Genomic DNA, 16,154 nt, shown 5'->3' on the forward strand with positions numbered 1-16,154 from the left:
GCTCTACGATGTACCCCCACCCCTAACCCCTCCCCACAAGGGGGAGGGAGACTTCCGTTGGCGCTGACCTCGGCAAAATGGCTGTCTTTTCGGTGCCAAAGGGAAGTAAAGGCGCGCGGCAGCGTTCCCTCCCCCTTGTGGGGAGGGTTAGGGTGGGGGTCCACCTTCGCAAGAATCCAAATGCGATTGCCCCGCGATCAATAGGGGCAGGAATTGTCCGACATGTAGTCGTGCACCTTGATGGTACCGGCGATGATGTCGGCCTTGGCCTTTTCGACCGCCGCCTTCATTGCGTCGTCGACAAGCGCCTTGTTGTTGTCGTCCATGGCGTAGTCGACACCGCCTTCCTTGAGGCCGAGATCGTTGATGCCGCCGGTGAACTTGTCGTTCTTGGCGTCCATGAAGGTGTTGTAGACGGCAACGTCGACGCGCTTGACCATCGAGGTCAGCACCTTGCCGGGCTGCAGGCCGTTCTGGTTGGAATCGACGCCGATGCCGAGCTTGCCGGCGTCGGCCGCTGCCTGCAGCACGCCGACACCGGTGCCGCCTGCCGCTGCGTAGATCACGTCGGCGCCCTGGTCGATCTGCGTCTTGGCGATCTCGCCGCCCTTGGCCGGATCGTTCCAGGCTGCCGGCGTGTCGCCGGTCATGTTCTGGATGACATCGGTCGCGCCGGCCGCCTTGGCGCCGCCGACATAACCGCAGCCGAATCGGCGGATCAGCGGAATGTCCATGCCGCCGATGAAGCCTACCTTCTTCGACTTCGAGGCCATCGCCGCCATCACGCCGACGAGGTAGGACCCTTCCTGCTCCTTGTAGACAAGGGAGCGGACATTGGGCTTGTCGACGACCATGTCGATGATGGCGAATTTGGTGTCGGGAAACTCGACAGCGATCTTCTCCAGCGCGTCCGCCCAGGAAAAGCCCGCCATGGCGATCGGATTGCGGCCGTCCTCGGCGAAACGGCGCAGTGCCTGCTCACGCTGGGTCGCGTTTGAGACCTCGAATTCCACATAGGCGATTCCGGTTTCGGCCTTGAACTTTTCGGCGCCTTCATAGGACGCCTCGTTGAACGACTTGTCGAACTTGCCGCCGAGATCGTAGAGAAGTGCTGGCTGAATGTCCGCGGCGAAGGCCGGAAGAACCATCGCAGTTGCGGCCAGGAGGCCGAGAACGATACGTTTCATGTGATCCACACCCTGTCGGTTATTTTTTCCGTTATGCACCGCCTGCCTGCCCGGTTCTCCGGCAGGCATGCGACATCAGACAGGAGTGTCTTCCTCCCGCTTCGGGCCAATCTGGCACGGCCCGAAACAAAATTCACGCGGAATTTTGACCTTTGGAAAAGCGTGGCGCCGCATCCCGGCGCCACCGATCATCGTCTCGCCAGAGGCCTCAAGCGGAGGCGGCCGCCGGGATGGCGCAGGTGACGCCGGTGCCCTGCAGGCCGCAATAGCCGTAGGGATTCTTCGCCAGATATTGCTGGTGGTCTTCCTCGGCGAAATAGAACTCCGGTGCCGGCGCGATCTCGGTGGTGATCTTGCCGCGGCCGGCGCCGCGCAGCGAGGACTCATAGGCGTCGCGCGAGGCGATCGCCGCCTGGTACTGCGCATCGCCGAACGTGTAGATCGCCGAACGATATGTGGTGCCGACATCGTTGCCCTGGCGCATGCCTTGCGTCGGGTCGTGGCTTTCCCAGAACAGCTTCAGAAGCTGTGCATATGACACGATCTTCGGGTCGAAAACGACGAGCACGACTTCGGCATGGCCGGTCAAGCCGGTGCAAGTTTCCTGGTAAGTCGGGTTGGGGGTGACGCCGCCGGCATAGCCGACGGCCGTGACCCAGACACCCTCGACCTGCCAGAACAGGCGTTCGGCGCCCCAGAAGCAGCCCAGCCCGAACATCGCCGTCTCCAGCCCCTCGGGATACGGCCCCTTGAGCGGCCGCTTCGAGACGAAATGCTTGGATGCCGTCGGGATAGGCTTGGCGCGGCCCGGCAGCGCCTCGGCAGGCTTCGGCAGATTGAGTTTCTTGTTCAGCATGTCGCTGAGAAACATGTGCGGTCTCCCTTTCTCTTTGTTTGGGACTTTCTCTTTGTTTTGGGGACGCCAGAAGGTCATCAACAACAAATCATCAGGTCTAGGCGAACCGCCCGGTCGGCCGCTCCCGCCTGTAGCCGATCAAGTAGAGAATGAAGGCAACCACCGCAAACACGGCGAAACCGGGCTGGTTGAGCACCCAGGCGATGGCGCCGTCCCACAGCAGCGGACCAGCCTTGTCGCGGACGAAACCTTCGAAGGCGCTTCGCGTATCCGGCGAGACGGCGAGCCAGCTCGTGTTGAGCGGGGTCATGACCAGCGCGGAGGCCGCCACCGAGCGCGTCGCGTCGATCACCGCCATGATGACGGAAACCGAAAGCGCAACCAGTGCCGCGAGACGGAAGACGAAGCGGAACATCCAGACCTTACCTCCCCGGAAGCTTATCAGATGTCTGTATCGGCCTGATAAATAGGATCTGCGCGCTTTATCCGCAATCGCGACACGCGAAGTTGAACCTACGCCGCCGGTTTGCGCCGCTGAGGCGCCAGTCGGCCAAGACGCCGCCGCCGATCGCGGCGATCGGCTACCAAGGCAACGCTGGCGGCATGGACGGAGCATCCCTATCCGACAAAGCGAATAGAGTGCCGTTATGTCTTGGCATTCGGCACCGGATCGACTAGATGAGCCCCGCACCTGTTGCTTTGACGGCTCAGGTGCGGGGAAAAGGTGTCCGCTGGTTGACGGCGCCCCACGGTGCGGAGTTCCGGACCGGAATCCCCAAGGGAGACGGCATCTCCCCAACCCGCGCGGCGAAACCGGCCGCAGCGAAAATGCTAGGACGGAGAGGTGGCCGAGTGGTTGAAGGCGCACGCCTGGAAAGTGTGTTTACGGGAAACCGTAACGCGGGTTCGAATCCCGCTCTCTCCGCCAGTTGATTCACCAACGTACTGAAATAATAAACAAAGTCTCCTTCACAAAACAATTACCCCACGTTTTGCCCCACATATTGGTGTGGATTAACATAGCCTTCTCTGGCTTTCTTCGGACGTCGAATTTGCGAAGACGCCGCCCGGTGGAACGACTGCTTCGCGCCGCAATGTTGGCCATTGGGGTCAGCTTTACCCGAGCCTGAAAGAAGACATTACGGTGCGCGTCACTAGGCGTTTGCCCGCATTGCGCTAGGCGTCGACCAGCACGACGGCGGGAGCATTGGCCTTCAGCCACTCCCCCAGCTCTTCACGGAACGCGGCGACGAACGCCGTCGCCATAGCCGAGAACTCCTTGTCCGCACTACAGTGCAGCTGCATGTCTTCTACACTGCTCAGGACCAGCTGCAGAGCCAGCCCCTGCGCCGCTTCTGGTAGGCCTCGGGCCGCTTCTAGGCGTTCTATGATTCGGACTCTCTGCGCCCGGAGGATGTTCAGCTGCTTGGTTCTCGCTTCCACCAAGCCAACGCGGTTCAGCGCCAGGCAATGGATCGTCTCGTCGCCCTCGATCGACGGCTTTCCGACATGCGAGCGCGGCGTGAGGATGCTGAAATCGGAGGCATGGCTCCAGCGGAGATAGTCATTCGGTTCACAGCGTGTGGGATCGAGTAGCCGCGGCTTCTCGACAGCGTGATCCCCCGACTTTGCCGCAAGGCGCGCAGCGCCAACAGGGAAGTTATTGGCCTTGCCCATAAGCTTCGCGGCGGGTTTCGCCTGAAGCGCTTCGACGTCGTCGATCGTCATATCGACAGTGACGACGTGCTGCTTAAGCCCCTTGTTGCAGGGCCCACACGTCGGCAGAAGGTTGTTCCAGTTATGGGCTAGCCACCAGTAGCCGATGTGATTGGGATCACCGACACCTCCCTTCGGTCGATAGTGCTCGACCTCGCGCGTGCCTCTCTCCACGGCGCGCTCGCAATAAGCGCATTTACCGTGAAACAGCTTGCGCAGCGCATCGATGACGTCATTCCCGGCATAGGCCTTGAACTTGCCGTACGCGGCCATCCCAGGCCTCCAGGCATTGTAGTAAAGCTCTGCCTCGTCCTGCTCCGCTTTTGCCGCGGCCCCGCTGAGCGAAGCAGGTGCGGTGTTCGGTCGTTTCGCGCGGATCATGCCGGATCATTCTCCGGCAGCCCGGTCGCGTCGAGGGAAGGCGGTGCCGCCAGCGCCTTATATACCGCCTCGACGGCATCCGCCCGAACGTCGGGACGAAGGCTGCCGGCAGGCTTCTCACGCGCCTCAAGAAAGCGCTGAAGCGCCGCCTGGATCACCTGCTCACTCGCGCTATCGCCGAGCGTCAAACGTGACACGACTTCGTTCGTTAGGTGCTCGTCGGGCTGCTCCGCTACCGCCTCGGCGAAGCGGACCACCTCGAGCTCCGTCTCCGGGTCGATGGTGCTTGAGAGCCCGAAATAGTCTGACGTCAGCAGCTGTTCGGCCCGCATCCCCGTAAGGCTCGGCAAGTCTTGCAAAAGCGCGATCTCGCCGCCGGCGTCGCGCTGCAAGACCACTACCTCGCCGTCCTCCATACCGCGCAGGCAAAGCGGATCATGGGTGGTGACGACGAACTGAACGTTGGGCAGAGCACGCCGGAGCGCACGCATTACCTGCATCTTCCAGCGCGGATGGAGATGAGTTTCGATCTCATCGATCAAGACCACGCCGTGTGCACGTTCCAGGTCGGGAAAATGTGTCAGCATTTCCCGGAAAATGTCAGCGGCAAGCGCGAAGACGGAGCGATAGCCCTCGCTCAGCCGTTCGATGGGAACGGGGCGGTCCTCGACACGGACGGAAATACGCCCGTCGGGGTCCCGCACCAACTCGTCGCTGTCGCTGAGCGCCAGGATCGGACGCAGCGCCCGCGCAACCGCTTCGAACTGGTGGTCGGGGAGACTGTTCAGCCAGGCGCCGGGGTACGGGATGGTCGCCAGCGGGTCAAAGAGCGTGCGCACACAGGCGTACGGCTCCGACGCAGCGGCCGAGCGGCGACGATCAAAATACCGGCGCGGCCCGTAGCCCAGCACGATCGTGGCAGGCGGATCAGAGCCGACGATGCGCCGCTGCACACCTTCGAGTTCGAAAGCGGCCCGGCCTTCGTCGAACAAAAACCGCAACTCAACCGAAGCCGACTCGGGAGCAAGCTGATCCCAGCGATCCTTGTCCTGGTTGCGCAGGAAATCGTCCGCATTGAGCCTAAGGCGCCGAGCCTGCGTTCCGCCAAGCAATGCGAGTGCGATCCCCTGCAGTAGCGTGGACTTACCGGTTGCATTCTCGCCGAGAAGCATCAAGCATGGCGCGCCGCGTCGGGTCCGGCGTGCGGGGATACCCTTTATCTCCAGCCGAGCGATCCCCTTCAAGTTGCTGACCGCGATGTGCCCCAATTGACGCGGCTTCATGGATTTCGAGTATGCACGGCGAACTTCCGGCGGCATCGTGCGTGCTGCGCTCAGGTATCGGTGGGGATCCTGCTCGACTTCTCGCGCTTCGTCGATCTTGCGCAACTCGTCCAGTCGCATGAGGAACCGATGCCGCTCCTCTAGGCGGCCCGCGATAAACCCCTCCACACGCGAGGGCAACTGCCGCAGGGGACCGCGGATGGATCTCCCAAAGAATGTCAAACCATCCAAGGCCCGTTTCAGAACATTCAGGCATGCGCCAATGAAAGGACCCCCACGGTCGAAGAAGTGCCCCATCCGCATCCCATCGCCGTCCTCCGCCCAGGAGGTCAGTTGGACATGCAGGCGCTTAAGTTCATCCCGTCGCTGGGCACGCAGGCGTTCGCTGTTAAGGTCAAGCACGGCTGTTGTAACTCGACCCCGCGGTGTCCGCGGCGCACATCGCCCGTCTAAGAGGAAGTCGAAATGCCGGTCCGGCGCGTCATGGTATGGATCGATGAGAAGCGGCGCTTCCTGCCGGCGAACCTCCGCAAAGCTTGCAAGGTAAGGTGCGCGGTCGCCCGCCGTTGGGAATTGGTCTTCTTTCGCGCGCGAGCAATAGCTGCAGGCGTAGATCAAATTATCCCACTCATACGCCAGCCAGGCGTAGTGGTCCAAAGTGTAGGCGCCATCGATCCCGCGCGCGCGCAGAGGCCGGAAATGCTCCACAGTCTCACCGGCGTCGCGAGACTCGCAAAAGGCGCATTTGTGGTAGCAGCGCTCGGCGACCGCATCCCGAAGTTCGCCCCGGTAAAACAGTTCGTCGGCGACCGGCGGCCGGCGGCTTCGTCTATCCGGTTCGGGTCGACGCAGGTAAGCAAATAACTCCTGCTTGCGCTCGCGCATGAACGATGAAGTCAGGATGTCCGGTGCCGGGCGGCTGTCGATCCGGATCATGCGTGCGCTCCGATGGGGCTGACGAGCGGGTCAGCAAGGGTGTCAGTCGAAAGGAAACCGACTGCCTGTAGTAATCTAAGAAGCAAAGGCCGCTTCCTCGTTCTAAGGTTTGATCCCGACGGATCGAACGCCTTTACTATGGAGACCTTCGCGGCGTCGTGGAAGGGGACTCCGAAGAGTGGCCGCCTGCCGGCCCTTGGGCAGGCCGTCAGAGTCCTCCATTTAGAGGCAACTGAGGTCAACATTTAGAGGCATCTGAGGTCAAAGAGACCCAGCAATCCACGCAGCAAAGTTGATGCATTGCGACCTCCAGAAGACTGACGTGTACGCCAGCGCGCTGACTAGCAGACGCGCAGCAGACTTCAAGGCTGTCATCCTACTTTCAGCCGATCAGGATGTTCGGAACAACTGTGTCTAGCGTCCGCAATTTGCGCGCAGCGGAATGGCCGCCGTCTCGCATGGCGTTTCGTTTGCTGCCTGACCGCTTTCGGCCAGTAGCCGCCTCCATGATCGCAATCATCCACGGCGACCGATCTCGTGCACGCGGCGCAGAAAAAGGGAGGCGGCGGTGAAGACGACTGCTGCTACAGAAACCGGCGCAGTACCGCAATGGCGGCTCATTCAAAGGGCGCTGCCTCCAAGGGCAAACCCCGGATTTGGGTCAAAATCTCATATATTTGCCGGCGTCTTTTCTGCACCAGGCGGTCCGAACCACCTCGGTCCTGCAGAGCTTTGCGAAGCAGGATGGCCCTGACCAGCGAGTGTGACATCTCCACGCGAAAGTGCTCGGGCTTTGCTTCCGCATTCTCTTCGGGAATCTAAGCCATAACCCATTTTTTGCAGTCGATCTTAAGTCAAAATCAACCGAAACTACTTAGATGCCGGGTGCGAAAACCCGTGTGGCGAACGTTTTTCGCTCCGGAACTAGGCGGAACCTCTGCCTTTTCACAAATAACGCCTATAGTCGCAAGGATTTCGATTGCATCGACACGCCCTATTGGCGAGTAATATGCACAAAAGCGAGACAGCCGGTCTAGGGTTAGGGGCACATCAATGGAGGGAAGAGTCGACAGCGATGTCGCGAACGAACCGCCGTGGCAGGCGGGCCTCTGCCAATTTTTCACTCGGGACAAGGTGGCGACGCTTTGCTTGCGCCATGTCGGTTTTCCGGAAGATCTTCTCGCGCTGCGACTGCTCGAGCCAGCCGCCGGGCAAGGCGCCTTTCTTCTTCCCCTGTTGGGTCGTCTGGTCCAAGCGTGCCATAAACAAGGGAAATCCTATGACCATCTTCGGGCGGTTATCCGCGCGTACGAGATCGACCCCGATGTTGCGGGAACGCTGCGCGAGCGCTGTGACCAGGAGCTGAAGGAACTCGGCGTTGCGGAACCGATGGCGCGCGACATCGCCAGCGCCTGGATAAAGAACGAGGACTTCTTAGAAGCCCGGCCCCGTGCGCGCTTCACCCACATCGTCGGCAACCCTCCGTATATCCGGTGGGACGCCATCCCTGCACCGCTACGCGCCTCATATCGAGAGCGGTTTTCTTCGTTCAAGCAGCGGGCAGACCTCTATGTGGCGTTCATTGAACGCTCTCTTGAACTGCTGGAAAAAGGTGGCCAGCTTGCCTTTCTGTGCCCAGGCACCTGGACGAGAAATGTCTATGGAGGTTCCATCAGGGAAGCTTTTACCTCCCAGGGTCATCTAAAGGTGATTGTAGACTTCAGCGACGTCGATAGCTTCGAAACTCCCGCTGACGCCTATCCTCACTTCTTCGTATTCGAGAACGGCACATCCGGCTCCACAAACATATTGTCGATGGCCGGGAATGATTCGATCATTCAGTCAGGTAGCTCGGCCTCTCGGACGTTCTCACCTTCCTCTTCTCCTCTCGTTCTCAGTCGCGATGCTGCTGCTGAGAGAACTCTGGCATTTGCACGCCGAACATTTCCAAAAATCGAAGATGCGGGATGTGTCATTCGCGTAGGCTCGGCCACAGGATGTAATGACGTCTTCCTTGGTCTGACCGAGGAGTTGCCGGTTGAGCGCAGCCGGACGCTGCCCTTCGTGAACGCGCGATCCATCCAGAATGGAAAAGTCCACTGGAGTGGTACGAGCATCGTTAATGTGTTCGATGCCAATGGGAAAGTGGTTAAGCTCGCCGATTACCCTCGGATGGCGGCCTATCTCCGGAAACATAAGATGCAATTGCAGTCGCGTGCCAAGGCTAGGACGTCAAAAACGTGGTGGCGGTCCATCGATAGCCTTCATCCCGATTGGTATGCGTCGCCTAAGTTGCTGGTCGTCGATGTCTCCGCCTCACCGGTAATCGGGATCGACACGGTCGGCTATTGTGCTGGGAGTGGCGTTTACCAGATTAGGAGCACGAGCTGGCCCCTACAAGACCTTCTCGTTTTTCTTTCGGCCGGGGTACTCGGGTTATTTGTGAAAGCGCTGTCCGCCGGAGCCGCCACCGGTTTCCACCGTTTTCAAAAGAGCCAACTCTCGGCGGTTCATATCCCGCGCTGGGAAGAAATCGAGCCAAACTGGAAGAAAAGATTCAGGCAGGCTCATCGGGCCAAGAACTGGGCACGCACTTTGGATCTGGTGGCCGAGCTATACCAGTGTGAGGCGGGGCTGCTCGCGGGCTACGTTGCCCGCGACTGGGCTGGCATCTCATCGAAGCTGACAGCACGATAGAGATTGCCATGCGCCAGACGCCCTGGAATGAACGAATTGCCGAGGCTGCCGCATCAAAGCAAGAGCGCGCAAGGCAGCTTCTCCTTCAAATGAAAGAGCGCCAATCTCAAAACGCGCAGGCGGTGCCGTCTCCGGTCGCTGATCAGCTTCAGCTTGTGAATGTTGGTGGTGGCGATCACCTGGAAGACAGTGACCTCGGCGTCATAGCGTCCAAGCCTTCTCTGAGTTTGGTCGAATATTCAGAACTTATCGACACTGTCGTCTCGAGTGACCAGAAACTTCATACCGCGCTTTTCTGGCCCCATATTCCTCCTCGGGCGATATTGCCATGGATGCTGCGCGAAATTGGCCGGGGAAAGGTTGCTCCGCCACTGCGGACACTTTTCTTGAATATGGGGCGCCCGGCGCTTCAGGCGGTCGCAGGCATTGAGGCGCAAACCTCAAAATTGCGCGAACGAGGTCTCTTTCGAAGCGGGGCAAGCGAGGACAAGGTTTTGGGGGCGATCAGCCCCGACGCGCATTTCTATATGTTGCTAGGAGACACGCGAGAAAGCGGCATTGCGTCCGTTCCGCTGATCTCGATTGTTCCCCACTCTGTTGCACTCAATGACAGGGTTTACTGGAGAGATTTCGACGAAAAAACATTGAAGGGCTTCAAGCGGCTATATCCGGCAGACCGTCTTGGCTCGATCCGTAAGCATTTAAACGTACTGGCATCGGCAGAGCGCGGTCCTGGGTTCGCGTTCATGCTACCGTCCCATTTTCCGGACGCCGATCGAAAACGTGCATTGCGGCAGATACCTGGCCGCATCGATTTGGCGATCATCGACATGTCGACCCACGCCCTTCGCAGCCGTGATGCAAGCTCCTTGATCCGAATGCTGGTCACGGAGCTTGAACAGGAATTACACTCGCCCCCCAGCCACGCGCTGATCGTCACCGATTGTCCTCTGCGGTTTTCGTTCATACGCCACTCGCTCAAGGGGCGTCCGCTTGCTGGCAGCTTGGGTCTCAAAAATGAAAACCATCATCTTATTTGGCCAACGCGCGGCCGTGGCTTTGAAGAACCACAACTTCGAACGGCCGGGTCACAACCGATCGTCGAAACAATCGCTTCGCGCGAATGCATCATCGCGACGCGCTTGTGGAACCATGCACGAGAGCTGGAGCTTGGCAACCCACTTGTTTCGGTGCTGGACCAAGGCGCCGCAGCGCTCAAGGGCATGGGACTGACAGCTTCCGGAGCGGATGCCATTCTGGCCCCCTACACCGATACGCGCGATGCCTACCACCGCATAAAGCGCGAGCGTCATTCCTTTGATCCTCACCACAATAAGGCCATGGCGCTGATTGGTGAGGGACATGCCGGGCCACGGCGCGACGCCATCCAATCGGATCTCGCCGAGGGATTGGCGCTGGCGGCGACGCTTCGCGTTGACACCCCGCTGATGCGTTATCTCAAGCGCGTCTTGACGGAGATTGATCAGAACAATGACGTGCTTGTCGTGCTGCGCCATCCCGAGGACGCGCAACAGGCCAATGACCTCTTGCTTGATTTTCTCACCGAGCCAGGAGTATTCGCGGCAGGCGTGCCTGAACTACGCGTGACGACCCCCGGCAATTATCCCGCTGAACTCGAACGTCGACCGCCCACAGCGGTTCTTTGGGCAGCTTCGGCGATCCTCGGCGCACGCGCGTATATTGGCGATAGCTACTGTCCAGCCGAATTCCGGCTTGTCGTTGCCGGGCATGACGCGTTGACCCTGAACCGTACGCTCAGCGTGGTGCTTCAGGGTCCGGAGTACGCAGCTTACAGTGACCGAACCGAGCTGCTCCTGAAGGCATTGCCTTGGGTCGCCAAGGATATGGGCCGGCTATCAGCCGCCCTTGGCTTGGACGCGGATCGTTCCCGTGCGGCCCTGCCCTTCGTCGGCCAAGGCTACCTGCTTCTCGACGGCTACGGCAAAATTCCCGCAGGGCCTAGATCGCAGTTTTACGTTCTTGATCCGGTCACTCATCAATTGGCTCCTCGCGAAGCTCGCGCCATTGATATCGACGACGCCGTGTTCGTGATGTCGGACATGATCCGAGAAGAGATCGAGGCGGCATTGCGCGAAAAGAACGAGAAAGGCCGGACGCTCGAACAAGCGCTGGTCGATCAGTACAAAGCAACGGTGAAAAAGGGCATTGAAGACCTATCCAAGCAATATGGACCCAAAATCCTTGGACAGCGTATTCATGGGATGCTGTTTGCTCAAAACCCTGGCCTGCCTACCATCAGCAAAGCCTCGGTTGAATACTGGTTGCAAGCGGCTGAACGGTCAGAGGTCGACACGCCACACGCCGCGATTGATCCCATTCATATCGAAGCATTTTTACGTCTTATGGGCGCCGGGATTTTGGCTCGGCCGCTCGCTGATGCTGTCCGCATCGTACGCAGCGATCTTCGTCGTGACGGACATACCAATCGTGGACTCTTCGACAGGCTCCTTCTCGATGCCGATAGCTTGATGAGTGGCCCCAATACATCATTCGAGAAATTACGTGCCGTGCGTCGTGAGGCTATGGCCAGTGTCTATCCAGTACTCTTTAAAGACCTCGAGCCTACATCAAACACCAGTTCCAACGCCATTCGCCTTGAGGCGGTCGCCCGATGACGCAGCTTCTCTACCCAAACAGCAATGACATATCCCATACGACAAAAGAGGCGGTTGCCTCCGCAATCTTGCATACCGTCTACGATCGATTGCGAGGCGCAGGCACTACCGGCCGCATAATTTATCGCGAGAAACCGTCAAAAGTCATCCACACGCAGCATTTGTTGCCACGCAGGCGTCCTTCAGAGACTGCTGCAACCTATGAGGAGAAAGATGACGTTACGTCTCCGGCTCACATTGGCACAGCCGGATTGACGTTTCAGATAGCGGATCGGAAGGATAAGGCGATAACAGTGGCCTTGCGCGCGTGCATTTATCTTCGCATGCTGCCGTCTTCGCAAGACCTGATCTCATCGAACGTGGTTTTCAGGTTAGCCAAAAATGCTCGCTCGATCATTCTCAGGCATCGGCGTGAAGCGCTCCGCCGGGCAGAAGAAGAGAACAAAGCTATATTAGGCGCTGACGGTCGCAAAAGCCCCGCATGGCTGGCCATCAAAAATCGCGTTACCGAGGAGGCGGAAAATGCCGCGCTACTCGAACTCGGGATTGCGCCTGCGGTTCTGCGTTCACCGGCACGCGAAGACGTGCTCGTTTCTATGCTCTCGGAAGAGGACGAGGCACCTGGCTCAGACGATCCTGCTGTCAGCGACGATCCAGAGACGGGTGAGGTGAACTCATCCGATGAGCATTCCGGCGATACCACGCCTGATGCCGCAATCGACGCGATCGTTGCCGAAGCGCGAGGCCCGGCTACGGCAGATAGCGACACACTGAAAGCCTTCGAGTTCAACGTTGGACCCGGGGCAACCGACGCACCTCCAGATGTGCTAATTGAGCGGGAGCATATACCGCAAAAGTGGCTGCGCCTTCCGCTCGAGCTCGGCTCGTTCCGTATCGACCTCTCATTGAGCCGCGAAGCCATCAATCGATCCATTGAGGAATTCAACGTTCAAATGCAGCGGCGCGTGGCGAGCGCTATTGATGCATGGGAGGCTGACGACAACGCCGAGACCGGCGGGCTGCTTTGGGGGTTTCCTGCCGGAAGAGGTATGCACAGCCGTACCATCGTCCCGGCAGAGGTTGTCGCGTGGGACCAAACGTTGGCCACGCTGCGGACTAATCGTCGAATTGCTAGGCCGAGTATTCTACCCGTATTGGAATATGAAAATCTGGAAGATCCCATTCATCCGGATGAACGGACGGTCAGGATCATTCTGGCAAACGAATCCGATCTTATCGACGCAAAGCAGGCAGCGGCGCGCGAGTCTGATGCGACGCTGTTCCAGGTCGAAATATCGGCCGAATTCGATCCCGACTTGCACCGTCCTATTCGTCTTGAGCGGATTGCAGCGTCATACCGTTACAACCAGTTTCTCTCCTATGATGCCCTTGGGATCAATTGCGGCGTTCGTCGGCGGGGACTGGTGGATGCGCGCATCCTCGAGACCACATCGCTGCCGGTTTATTGCCAGCCGCTTATTCGACAATTTGACATCACGCCCGGGCCTGACTTTGCCGCTTTCAGTTCAGGCGACGGTGGCCTTGATGTCCTCAAGAACCTCCTGAAAAACTTTGACGATTGGCTCGCTTCCGTCGTGGCATCGCGACCTTACGAACAGTCCCTCGATCCCGTCGCCGATGCCCAAGACTATGCCCGTGAGAAGCAGCAGTTCGAAGAAGTCGATTTGCGCGGATGGCGAGCGGAACGCGAAGCTGTCGCGCGTGGACTGGCCATTCTAGAGAGAGCCTTTCAGGCGCAATCGAGCGGAAAAACCTACGATGATCCGGAGGTAATGCCGCTAACTGCGTGGCGTTTCACAAACCAGACATTCGGCGAGTTCTGGCGAAGAAAAAACAAGAGTGTCACGGGATGGCGCTTATTCCAGGTCGCATTCATCCTCTCCCAAATTCCTGCCGTGGTTTCGCGCGTCGATACATGGAAGGGTTCGCCGGCGCAAACCTCCGCCGACGACCGCGAGGCGACCCTCCTCTATTTCTCGACCGGCGGCGGAAAATCGGAAAGCTTCTTTGGGTTGTTGGTTTTTTGCCTCGCGTTTGACAGGCTGCGCGGGAAGGAGCGTGGGATAAGCGCGCTTGTTCGATATCCGTTGCGCCTCCTTACGAGCCAACAGGCGCAGCGCCTCGCGCAAGTATTGGCAGCCGCCTATCAGGTCAAATGGGACTGGAAAAAGAAAGGCGTGGATTTCAAGGGCAATGGCTTCGAGATCGGCTTTTGGGTCGGAGGCGGCAACACGCCTAATAATCGAAATGACCGTGGCGTATCGGAAATACCGTCACTGAGCAAAGACTGGGACGAAATAGCGGTCCGTCACGGGGACTATGCCGTCTATCTGAAGAAATGGCGTCGGCTGGCAACCTGCCCATATTGCACCGGCAGTCTCGTCGGTGTGGAGGGTAAGCGTTTCTCGACGATCGGCCTTCGACGCTTTCACGAAGGCCCGCCGCAAGAAGAGCGCCTAGCGCATTGTTGTTTCAACAGGGACTGCGAGTGGAACCGCCGAAATCCAAATGACGGCAAGCCGTCACCCCTGCCAATCCATATTATGGATTCCGATATTTACGCGCATGCACCTGCCGTCCTCCTGGGGACAGTCGATAAGCTTGCATTGATAGGACAGAGCGCCCGTACCCTTGTCCGGGTTCTTGGCATGTTTGGCTATCCCGCGTGGCACCATATTGAGTCAGGCCGCTTTGTTTCTCCCAACACCCGCGAACAATTCCGAAAAGGGCCTGAGCTGCATGGCTGCGAGGCGGTCTTTCCGTTTTATTCGAACGGCAAGAAGCTCCTCTTTGACCCCTACCCGCTTTTAGAAATCCAGGACGAGGCCCACTTGCTGGACGAGTCCCTGGGCACATTCTCGGGTCTCTTTGAAACGACTTTCCATCACGCGCTTCGAATGTTGGCACCACTCCTTGGCGACCAAGTGGTTACCGAACACGGCACGGCCCGCCCACCAAGGATCATCGCGGCCTCGGCTACAGTCTCGGAACCGGCTCGCCAAATCGATCAAATCTATCAGCGGCACGTTCGTCTGTTCCCGCAGCCGGGGCCGGACTTGTACGAGAGCTTTTATGCAAGGTTGCAGCGACCGCAAAGCAGCGATCCTGCACGTGATGGCAGCACTAATGTAGAGCACCGAACACCGACACGACGGCGCTACGTATCGCTAATGACGAATGGGCGGACACACACGGCCGCAACCGTCGCGGTCCTGTCAGCATTTCATCTAACAATCACTCAGCTTCTAAAGACGTTCATCGACGGTGATGAGCACACGCGTTGGGCCGCGCGTAGCGCACTTGCAGATGCGCTTCCTTCGGACATTTTTTGGCAAGGCCATCGCAACTGCCTGCTCGACAAGAGCATTGAGCACTCCCACATCGCATACGTGGTGGACCTTAACCGCATCGCTCTGCTTTATGTCACGAACAAGAAAGGCGGCGACAACGTCAAGGCAGCGCTCCAGGATGTAATTCGACGAGACCACCGGCTCTCCGGCATCGATGATATCCCAGGTGTTCGTACGGCTTTGATTACCGGTGCAATCGATGCGGGTTTGATCGACTCAATCGTGACAGAGGCGGCGTACAAGCCCCCTGTCGGAACGCCTTTCAGTGTCGGCGCCTTGCAGAACGCTCTTCGCGGCGTGATTGCGACGTCAGCGATCTCGCACGGTGTCGACGTCGACGAATTCAACATGATGTTTTTTGCCGGACAGCCGCCGGACATCGCTGAGTACATCCAGGCGTCGTCGCGTGTCGGACGCGCTCATGTCGGCACAAGCATCCTGATACCAACGCCGCAGCAACGTCGCGACCGGTACATCGTTGAAATACACGACATATTCCACCGGTTTCTCGAGCGCATGATCGATGCCGCACCGGTCGAGCGTTGGGCCGAGAACGCGATCATGCGAACGCTTGCATCGTTCTTGCAGCTCAAGCTGTGCGGCGTGGACTACATCCGAAACATGAGCCGTGCGGGTTCGGCGGCGGATAAGGCAGTGCTCGCTGAGCCCGACAACGTGGGAGAAATCGGCGAACGATCGAGGACGGATCATATCAACCTTCTGAACGAGCTCCGCGATTTTGTGGTTAATGGCATTGGCCTCTATCACGCGACATCTCCCGTTAATAAGGATTTCTACAAGCAACGAATCCACGATCTGTTTGATCGGGCCACGACGGCAATGGAACAGTCCAACTGGAAGACTGAAACGCTCGATATGTTCTTCAGGCAACCCGGGGCTCCGTTGTCCCGGCCCATGACGAGCCTACGAGATGTCAGCGAGGCTGGCCTGATCGAAGGTGGCTATGGAACGGGTTCAGACCGCATCCGTCTAAGCGACCTAGGCCGCGTAATGTCCGCGCTCATGCGGGGAAACAACAGTTGGACGGCCGGAGAAGCCGGGGAGTAGGC

General features: G+C 58.9%; 8 protein-coding genes and 1 tRNA gene. 4 read left to right on the forward strand and 5 right to left on the reverse strand.

Going from position 1 to position 16,154, the window contains the following annotated elements; genetic code table 11:
- Positions 1-197 precede the first annotated feature (197 nt).
- From AC0L3L_RS27875 to AC0L3L_RS27885, 3 genes are all read right to left on the reverse strand, one after another.
- Positions 198-1,187, reverse strand: a complete 990-nt coding sequence (locus tag AC0L3L_RS27875; RefSeq protein ID WP_473640185.1) for a BMP family lipoprotein — start codon at positions 1,185-1,187, stop codon at positions 198-200.
- A gap of 208 nt (positions 1,188-1,395) precedes the next feature.
- Positions 1,396-2,058, reverse strand: a complete 663-nt coding sequence (gene msrA / locus AC0L3L_RS27880) for a peptide-methionine (S)-S-oxide reductase MsrA (RefSeq protein ID WP_473640187.1) — start codon at positions 2,056-2,058, stop codon at positions 1,396-1,398.
- Positions 2,059-2,140: 82 nt separating this feature from the next.
- Positions 2,141-2,458 (reverse strand): hypothetical protein, encoded by a 318-nt coding sequence (locus tag AC0L3L_RS27885; RefSeq protein WP_473640188.1) that lies wholly within the window; start codon positions 2,456-2,458, stop codon positions 2,141-2,143.
- 423 nt (positions 2,459-2,881) lie between these two features.
- On the opposite strand from AC0L3L_RS27885, the gene AC0L3L_RS27890 reads away from it, so the two are divergent.
- Positions 2,882-2,971 (forward strand) — tRNA-Ser (locus tag AC0L3L_RS27890).
- 248 nt (positions 2,972-3,219) lie between these two features.
- Here the strand turns inward: AC0L3L_RS27890 and AC0L3L_RS27895 are convergent.
- Both AC0L3L_RS27895 and AC0L3L_RS27900 read right to left on the reverse strand, forming a co-directional pair.
- On the reverse strand, positions 3,220-4,140 hold the full coding sequence (locus AC0L3L_RS27895) for an HNH endonuclease family protein (protein ID WP_473640190.1): 921 nt from the start codon (positions 4,138-4,140) through the stop codon (positions 3,220-3,222).
- Positions 4,137-6,359 (reverse strand): AAA family ATPase, encoded by a 2,223-nt coding sequence (locus AC0L3L_RS27900; RefSeq protein WP_473640191.1) that lies wholly within the window; start codon positions 6,357-6,359, stop codon positions 4,137-4,139. Before AC0L3L_RS27900 ends, AC0L3L_RS27895 begins: the two co-directional genes overlap by 4 nt.
- Before the next feature lie 1,053 nt (positions 6,360-7,412).
- Here AC0L3L_RS27900 and AC0L3L_RS27905 point away from each other — a divergent pair.
- From AC0L3L_RS27905 to AC0L3L_RS27915, 3 genes are read left to right on the forward strand one after another with little or no spacing between them, the layout of a single operon-like run.
- The gene (locus AC0L3L_RS27905) at positions 7,413-9,056 is read left to right on the forward strand and encodes an Eco57I restriction-modification methylase domain-containing protein (RefSeq protein ID WP_473640193.1); all 1,644 of its coding nucleotides are present in this window, start codon (positions 7,413-7,415) and stop codon (positions 9,054-9,056) included.
- An 8-nt stretch (positions 9,057-9,064) separates the two neighbouring features.
- Positions 9,065-11,713, forward strand: coding sequence for a hypothetical protein (locus AC0L3L_RS27910; protein ID WP_473640194.1), 2,649 nt, complete (start codon positions 9,065-9,067; stop codon positions 11,711-11,713).
- Positions 11,710-16,152 carry a helicase-related protein gene (locus AC0L3L_RS27915; RefSeq protein ID WP_473640196.1) on the forward strand — a complete coding sequence of 1,481 codons (4,443 nt, stop codon included), beginning with the start codon at positions 11,710-11,712 and terminating at the stop codon, positions 16,150-16,152. The genes AC0L3L_RS27910 and AC0L3L_RS27915 overlap by 4 nt, the downstream gene beginning before the upstream one ends.
- The last annotated feature ends 2 nt before the right edge of the window (positions 16,153-16,154 follow it).

It is taken from the genome of Mesorhizobium sp. WSM4849, from assembly GCF_055811385.1.

What these genes read in the sequence shown, in the direction of transcription:
- AC0L3L_RS27875 (WP_473640185.1), bottom strand. Translation starts at nt 1,187, where the DNA reads ATGAAACGTATCGTTCTCGGCCTCCTGGCCGCAACTGCGATGGTTCTT.
- msrA (WP_473640187.1), bottom strand. Translation starts at nt 2,058, where the DNA reads ATGTTTCTCAGCGACATGCTGAACAAGAAACTCAATCTGCCGAAGCCT.
- AC0L3L_RS27885 (WP_473640188.1), bottom strand. Translation starts at nt 2,458, where the DNA reads ATGTTCCGCTTCGTCTTCCGTCTCGCGGCACTGGTTGCGCTTTCGGTT.
- AC0L3L_RS27895 (WP_473640190.1), bottom strand. Translation starts at nt 4,140, where the DNA reads ATGATCCGCGCGAAACGACCGAACACCGCACCTGCTTCGCTCAGCGGG.
- AC0L3L_RS27900 (WP_473640191.1), bottom strand. Translation starts at nt 6,359, where the DNA reads ATGATCCGGATCGACAGCCGCCCGGCACCGGACATCCTGACTTCATCG.
- AC0L3L_RS27905 (WP_473640193.1), top strand. Translation starts at nt 7,413, where the DNA reads ATGGAGGGAAGAGTCGACAGCGATGTCGCGAACGAACCGCCGTGGCAG.
- AC0L3L_RS27910 (WP_473640194.1), top strand. Translation starts at nt 9,065, where the DNA reads ATGCGCCAGACGCCCTGGAATGAACGAATTGCCGAGGCTGCCGCATCA.
- AC0L3L_RS27915 (WP_473640196.1), top strand. Translation starts at nt 11,710, where the DNA reads ATGACGCAGCTTCTCTACCCAAACAGCAATGACATATCCCATACGACA.